Source organism: Microbacterium sp. NPDC007973, assembly GCF_042958465.1.
GTDB classification, from domain to species: domain Bacteria; phylum Actinomycetota; class Actinomycetes; order Actinomycetales; family Microbacteriaceae; genus Microbacterium; species Microbacterium galbum.
This window is the reverse complement of record NZ_JBIBJJ010000005.1, coordinates 166,386-173,015: the sequence shown is the minus strand read 5'-3', so window position 1 is coordinate 173,015 and position 6,630 is coordinate 166,386. Positions and strand designations below refer to the sequence as shown.

Annotated in this window: 5 protein-coding genes; 4 read left to right on the top strand and 1 reads right to left on the bottom strand. The window is 71.9% G+C overall.

Features of this window, described 5'->3' with window-relative positions:
* Window positions 1–265 precede the first annotated feature (265 nt).
* Complete coding sequence (locus ACFZA2_RS17135) at window positions 266–1,264, bottom strand: LacI family DNA-binding transcriptional regulator (RefSeq protein WP_391407209.1); 999 nt, start codon at window positions 1,262–1,264, stop codon at window positions 266–268.
* An 85-nt stretch (window positions 1,265–1,349) separates the two neighbouring features.
* On the opposite strand from ACFZA2_RS17135, the gene ACFZA2_RS17130 reads away from it, so the two are divergent.
* The 4 genes from ACFZA2_RS17130 (at window position 1,350) to ACFZA2_RS17115 (ending at window position 6,572) form a co-directional block, all read left to right on the top strand.
* Complete coding sequence (locus ACFZA2_RS17130) at window positions 1,350–1,769, top strand: L-rhamnose mutarotase (RefSeq protein WP_315994429.1); 420 nt, start codon at window positions 1,350–1,352, stop codon at window positions 1,767–1,769.
* A complete protein-coding gene (gene rhaI / locus ACFZA2_RS17125) occupies window positions 1,766–2,932 on the top strand; it encodes an L-rhamnose isomerase (protein ID WP_391407208.1) in 1,167 nt (388 codons plus the stop codon). The genes ACFZA2_RS17130 and rhaI overlap by 4 nt, the downstream gene beginning before the upstream one ends.
* 176 nt (window positions 2,933–3,108) lie before the next feature.
* Window positions 3,109–5,145: a bifunctional aldolase/short-chain dehydrogenase gene (locus tag ACFZA2_RS17120; protein ID WP_391407207.1), complete on the top strand. Its 2,037-nt coding sequence runs from the start codon at window positions 3,109–3,111 to the stop codon at window positions 5,143–5,145.
* Window positions 5,142–6,572: a rhamnulokinase family protein gene (locus ACFZA2_RS17115; protein ID WP_391407205.1), complete on the top strand. Its 1,431-nt coding sequence runs from the start codon at window positions 5,142–5,144 to the stop codon at window positions 6,570–6,572. Before ACFZA2_RS17120 ends, ACFZA2_RS17115 begins: the two co-directional genes overlap by 4 nt.
* The last annotated feature ends 58 nt before the right edge of the window (window positions 6,573–6,630 follow it).

The window sequence follows — 6,630 nt, the reverse complement described above, 5'->3', positions numbered from 1 at the left end:
CCCCGGCCGAGCGGGGCGCCGCCGCGCCCACTTACCGCGTGGGGGGGGGGGGGGGGGGGGGGGCCCCCCCCCCCCCCCGGGGGGGGGGGGGGGGGGGGGGGCTTCCCGTTGAGTGTCCAGAACACGCCGAGTCCGCGGGGCGGTGTACGGCGTGTTCTGGACGCTCAACGGTGGGAGCGGAGGCGCCTGACGGGGCGGGCCGACCGGCTCGCGGGAGCGCACCCGGCCCGCGCGAGGGGACGGCCGACCGGCCCGCGCGACAGCGCTACCCGCTCGACGCCCGCACCACCAGCTCGGGCCGGAAGCGCACCTGGCGCTCGGCGGGGTCGAGCTCGCCGTCGAGCTGGCGCAGCAGCAGATCGACGGCGGTCGAGCCGATCTCCTCGGCGGGCTGACGCACCGAGGTGAGCGGCACGACGGTGGCGGCGGCGAAGTCGATGTCGTCGTATCCGACGAGGGCGATGTCGTCGGGCACGCGGATGTCGCCGAGCATCGTGAGCGCCTGCAGCACCCCGACGGCGAGCAGGTCGTTGGCGGCGAAGACGGCGTCGGGGCGGTCGGAGCGCTCGCGCAGCCCCTCACCGGCCGCGCGGCCGGCGAGGACCGTCATGGCGGCCGTCTCGATGATCTCCAGCGTGGCGCCCTCGACCTCGGCGACCGCGCGGCGCGCGCCGGTGAGGCGATCGGCGACCTGGCGGGTGGCGAGGGGGCCGGCGACGAAGGCGATGCGTCGCCGCCCCTGCGCGAGCAGGTGGGCGACGGCGAGGTGGCCGCCCTCGACGTCGTCGACCGAGACGGTGCACACCTCGCCCGCGGTGGCCTGTTCGTCGACGAGCACGACCGGGATGCCGGCCGACGCCAGATGCTCCACGACGTCGCCGTCGGCGTCGGCCGGGGTGAGCAGCACGCCCGCGACGCGCTGCTCGCGGAACTGGTCGAGGTAGAGGCGCTCGTGGTCGCCGTCCGCACCGCTCGAGCCGAGCAGCACGATGTACCCGTCGGTGGCGGCGCGGGCCTCGGCCCCGCGCGCTACCGCGGCGAAGAAGGGGTTGCCGACGTCGAGCACGATGAGCGCGAGCGATCGGCTGCGTCCCGCCCGCAACTGCCGGGCGGCGTCGTTGCGGACGTAGCCGAGGGCGTCGATCGCGGCGCGGACGCGTTCGACGGCGGCGGGCGAGACGGTCGCGCGACCGTTCAGCACGTTCGAGACGGTCCCCACCGAGACACCCGCGTGCGCCGCGACGTCCTTGATCTTCACCGCCATGATCCGTTGACGATATCGCACCGTCCGACGCGCTGTGGTATCGTGCGATGAAACGATTCATTCTCGAGGGAGAGAAACCCACCCCATGTCCGCACAGACCACGCGCGTCTGCTTCGAACTCCGTGTCCACCCGGAGCGGGTCGACGAATACGTCGCCCGCCATACCCCGGTCCGCGCCGACATGCTCGCCGAGATCGCCGCAGCCGGTCGTCGCAACTACTCCCTCTTCCTCGGTGCGGGGGGACGCCTCATCGGCTACTACGAGACCGACGACGACGCGGCCGCGCAGGCCTATCTCGCCGCGTCCCCGGTCGCAGCCGCATGGGAGGCCGAGATGGCCCCCTTCTTCCTCGGCCTCGACGGGCGCCCCGACCAGGCGGCGACCACGCTCACCGAGGTGTTCCACCTCGCCGATCAGCTCGCCGCGGCCGCGCCCGCGGCATCCGTTCCCTCCGTCAACGCCGAGTCCTCGGCATCCGCCCCGACCGAAAGCACCCGCCCATGACGACGCTGTCTCCCGAGATCCTCTCCACCCTCGAAGGTCAGGCCATCGAACTGCCCTCCTGGGCGTTCGGCAACTCCGGCACGCGCTTCCGCGTGTTCCCCACCGCCGGGACGCCCCGCGACCCGTTCGAGAAGATCGCGGATGCCGCCGAGGTCAACCGCCTGACGGCGCTCGCCCCCTCGGTGGCCCTGCACATCCCGTGGGATCTCGTCGACGACTTCACGGCCCTCCGCCGCCACGCCGAGGACCTCGGCGTGAAGCTCGGCACGGTGAACTCGAACACCTTCCAGGACGAGGACTACAAGTTCGGCGCCCTCACGCACCACGACGAGCGCATCCGGCGCAAGGCCATCGACCACCACCTCACCTGCATCGACGTCATGGATGCCACGGGCTCGCGCGACCTGAAGATCTGGCTCGCCGAGGGCTCGAACTACCCCGGCCAGAACGACATGCGCGGCCGCCAGGACCGCCTGCAGGACTCGCTGCAGCAGATCTACGCCCGCCTCGGCGACGACCAGCGTCTCGTGCTGGAGTACAAGTTCTTCGAGCCGTCGTTCTACCACACCGATGTTCCCGACTGGGGGACCTCCTACGCCCAGGTCGCCTCGCTCGGCGACAAGGCGATGGTGTGCCTCGACACCGGTCACCACGCGCCGGGCACGAACATCGAGTTCATCGTCATGCAGCTCCTGCGCCTCGGAAAGCTCGGTTCGTTCGACTTCAACTCGCGCTTCTACGCCGACGACGACCTCATCGTGGGCGCGGCCGACCCGTTCCAGCTGTTCCGCATCCTCACCGAGGTCGTGCGCGGCGGGGGCCTGAACAACCCCGACGTGGCCTTCATGCTCGACCAGTGCCACAACATCGAGGACAAGATCCCCGGGCAGATCCGCTCGGTGCTCAACGTGCAGGAGATGACGGCGCGGGCGCTCCTCATCGACCGCGACGCTCTGGATGCCGCGCAGCAGGCGAATGACGTGCTCGGCGCCAACGCGGTGCTCATGGACGCCTTCTACACCGACGTGCGCCCGGCCCTCGCCGAGTGGCGTGAGTCGCGCGGGCTTCCCGCCGACCCGATGGCCGCATTCGCGGCATCCGGCTACCTGCCCCGCATCGCCGAGGAGCGCGTCGGCGGCACCCAGGCCGGCTGGGGCGCCTGATCGACTCCCGGGGCGGCGCGTCACCCGCTGCCCCGGGCCTCGAGGCGGCCTCACCACCGTCTCGACCCTCCTCCCACCGTCGGCCCGCCGACGGACCTTCGACCACCGGGGCGGTGGGCCCTGAATCACCGCCGCCCCGGTTCTCCTTCCCGTCGCTCTCACCCGTGAGGAACGTCATGACCAGCTCCACCGCCGCCGACCTCGTCGCGCGCAGCAACCGCCTCGGCTCCGACCCGAAGGTCACCAACTACGCCGGCGGAAACACCTCCGCCAAGGGCACCGACATCGACCCCGTCACCGGGGAGCCGGTCGAGCTGCTGTGGGTCAAGGGTTCCGGGGGAGACCTCGGAACGCTCACCGAGAAGGGCCTCGCGGTGCTGCGGCTCGACCGCATGCGCGCGCTCGTCGACGTCTACCCCGGCATCGAGCGCGAAGACGAGATGGTCGCGGCCTTCGACTACTGCCTGCACGGCAAGGGGGGCGCCGCCCCCTCGATCGACACCGCGATGCACGGACTCGTGGATGCCGCCCACGTCGACCACCTGCACCCCGACGCGGGCATCGCGATCGCGACCGCCGCCGACGGCGAGGCGCTGACCTCGACCATCTTCGGCGACAAGGTCGTGTGGGTGCCGTGGCGTCGCCCGGGCTTCCAGCTGGGTCTCGACATCGCCGCGATCAAGGAGAAGAACCCCCAGGCGATCGGCACCATCTTGGGCGGTCACGGCATCACGGCATGGGGCGACACCTCCGAGGAGGCCGAGCGCAACAGCCTGTGGATCATCGACACCGCGCAGGCCTACATCGACGAGCACGGTGCGGCCGAACCGTTCGGCGGGGTGCGCGCGGGCTTCGCCGCCCTGCCCGAGGCCGAGCGCCGCGCGAAGGCCGCGGCCCTGGCCCCCACCATCCGCGGTCTCGCCTCGACCGACAAGCCGATGGTCGGTCACGTCACCGACTCCGACGTCGTGCTCGACTTCCTGGCATCCGAGAAGGCTCCCGCCCTCGCCGCACTCGGCACGAGCTGCCCCGATCACTTCCTGCGCACCAAGGTCAAGCCGCTGATCCTCGATCTGCCGGCCGACGCCTCGGTCGAGGATTCGATCGCGCGTCTGAAGGAGCTGCACGTCGCGTACCGCGAGGACTACCAGGCGTACTACGACGCGCACGCGGATGCCGACAGCCCCGCGATCCGCGGCGCCGACCCGCTCATCGTGCTCGTGCCGGGCGTCGGCATGTTCTCGTACGGCGCGAACAAGCAGACCGCGCGCGTGGCGGGCGAGTTCTACGTCAACGCGATCAACGTCATGCGCGGCGCGGAAGCGCTGTCGACCTACGCGCCGATCTCGGATGCCGAGAAGTTCCGCATCGAGTACTGGGCGCTGGAAGAGGCCAAGCTCCAGCGCATGCCGAAGCCGAAGACGCACCAGGGGCGCATCGCCTTCGTCACGGGAGCGGCATCCGGAATCGGCAAGGCCATCGCGACCCGCCTCGCCGCCGAGGGCGCGTGCGTCGTCGTCGCCGACCTCGACCTCGAGAAGGCCCAGGCCGTCGCGGCCGAGCTCGGCTCGACCGACGTCGCGATCGGGGTCGCCGCGAACGTGGCGGATGCCGAGGGCGTGCAGGCCGCGATCGACGCCACGGTCCTCGCTTTCGGCGGCATCGACCTCGTCGTGAACAACGCGGGGCTCTCGCTGTCGAAGCCGCTGCTGGAGACCACCGAGAAGGACTGGGACCTGCAGCACGACGTCATGGCCAAGGGGTCGTTCCTCGTGTCGAAGGCGGCGGCCAAGGCCCTCATCGAGCAGAAGATGGGCGGAGACGTCATCTACATCTCGTCGAAGAACAGCGTCTTCGCCGGCCCGAACAACATCGCCTACTCCGCGACGAAGGCCGACCAGGCGCACCAGGTGCGACTCCTCGCGGTCGAACTCGGCGAGCACGGCGTTCGCGTGAACGGCATCAACCCCGACGGCGTCGTGCGCGGCTCGGGCATCTTCGCCGCCGGCTGGGGCGCCAACCGCGCCGCCACCTACGGCGTCGACGAGAAGGACCTCGGTCAGTTCTACGCCAACCGCACGATCCTCAAGCGCGAGGTCGTCCCCGAGAACGTCGCCGACGCGGTGTTCGTGCTCACCGGACCCGAGCTCTCGCGCACGACCGGCCTGCACGTGCCCGTCGACTCGGGCGTCGCCGCGGCCTTCCTGCGATGAGCGGGGAGACCGCGGGCTCCCCGGCGCGCGGCGGCATCCGCGCCGTCGCGGCCGTCGACCTCGGCGCGACGAGCGGTCGCGTGATGATCGGCCGGGTCGGCGACGGCGTGCTCGAGCTCGAGCAGGTCGCGCGCTTCCCGAACGGTCCGGTGCAGCGCGCAGACGGCTGGCACTGGGACGTCGAGGCCCTGTGGGGTCACGTGCGCGAGGGGCTCGCCGAAGCGCGGCGCAGAGAGCCGTCGATCGAGAGCGTCGGCATCGACTCCTGGGCGGTGGACTACGGCCTGCTCGGCCCGGACGGATTGCTCGCGGAGCCCTTCCACTACCGCGACGAGCGCACCGCACGCGGGGTGGATGCCGCGCACGCGGTCGTTCCGTTCGAGGAGCTCTATCGACGCAACGGTCTGCAGTTCCTGCCGTTCAACACGCTCTACCAGTACGCCGCCGACCCCCGCGTCGTCGACGCCGAGACGAGCCTGCTCATCCCCGATCTCCTCGCCGAGCGGCTCACCGGGCGACGCGTCGCGGAGCGCACGAACGCCTCGACGACGGGGCTCCTCGACGTGCGCACGGGGGAGTGGGATCTCGCGCTCGCCGAGGCGCTCGGCATCCCGTCGTCCGTTCTGCCTCCGCTCGTGGACCCGGGTGAGACGATCGGGGTCGCCGGCTCGGGAGCGCCGGGCCTGCCCGTGGTCGCCGTCGGATCGCACGACACGGCGTCGGCGATCGTCGCCGTGCCGCTGTCGACGCCGCACGCCGCCTACATCTCGTGCGGCACCTGGGGACTCGTCGGTCTGGAGCTCTCCGCGCCGATCGTGACGGATGCCGCCCGCGCGGCGAACTTCACGAACGAGGGCGGGGTCGACTCTCGCGTGCGGTTCCTCCACAACGTCACGGGACTGTGGCTCCTGAGCGAGACGGTGCGGGCCTGGTCGGAGCGCGACGGCGCCCCGGTCGACCTGCCGGACCTGCTCGCCGAGGCGGCGACCGTCCCGACGCCCGCGCGCCTGTTCGACGCCGACGACCCCTCGCTCGCCGCCCCGGGTGACATGCCGGCGCGCATCGCGGCCCTGCTCGGGATGCCGGAGCCCCGCGCCGAGGCACGCGCGGCGTTCGCGCGGGTCATCGTCGAGAGCATCGCCGACGCCTTCGCCCGCGCCGTGCGCACCGCGGGCGATCTGGCCGGACGCGAGGTCGACGTCATCCACCTCGTCGGCGGGGGTGCGCTCAACGCTCTCCTCTGCCAGGCGACGGCCGACCGCAGCGGCCTTCCGGTGCTGGCCGGTCCCGTCGAGGCGACCGCTTTGGGCAACGTGCTCGTGCAGGCGCGCGCCCTGGGCTGCTTCGGCGGTGACGCCTCGCTCGACGACCTGCGCCAGCGCGTCGCCGACGCCTTCCCTCCGCGGCGATTCGCTCCCCGCCCCTGAGCCCCTTCCCGCCCGCGAGGGTGGGGCGTACTATGTGGTCAGACCACACGAAAGAGAG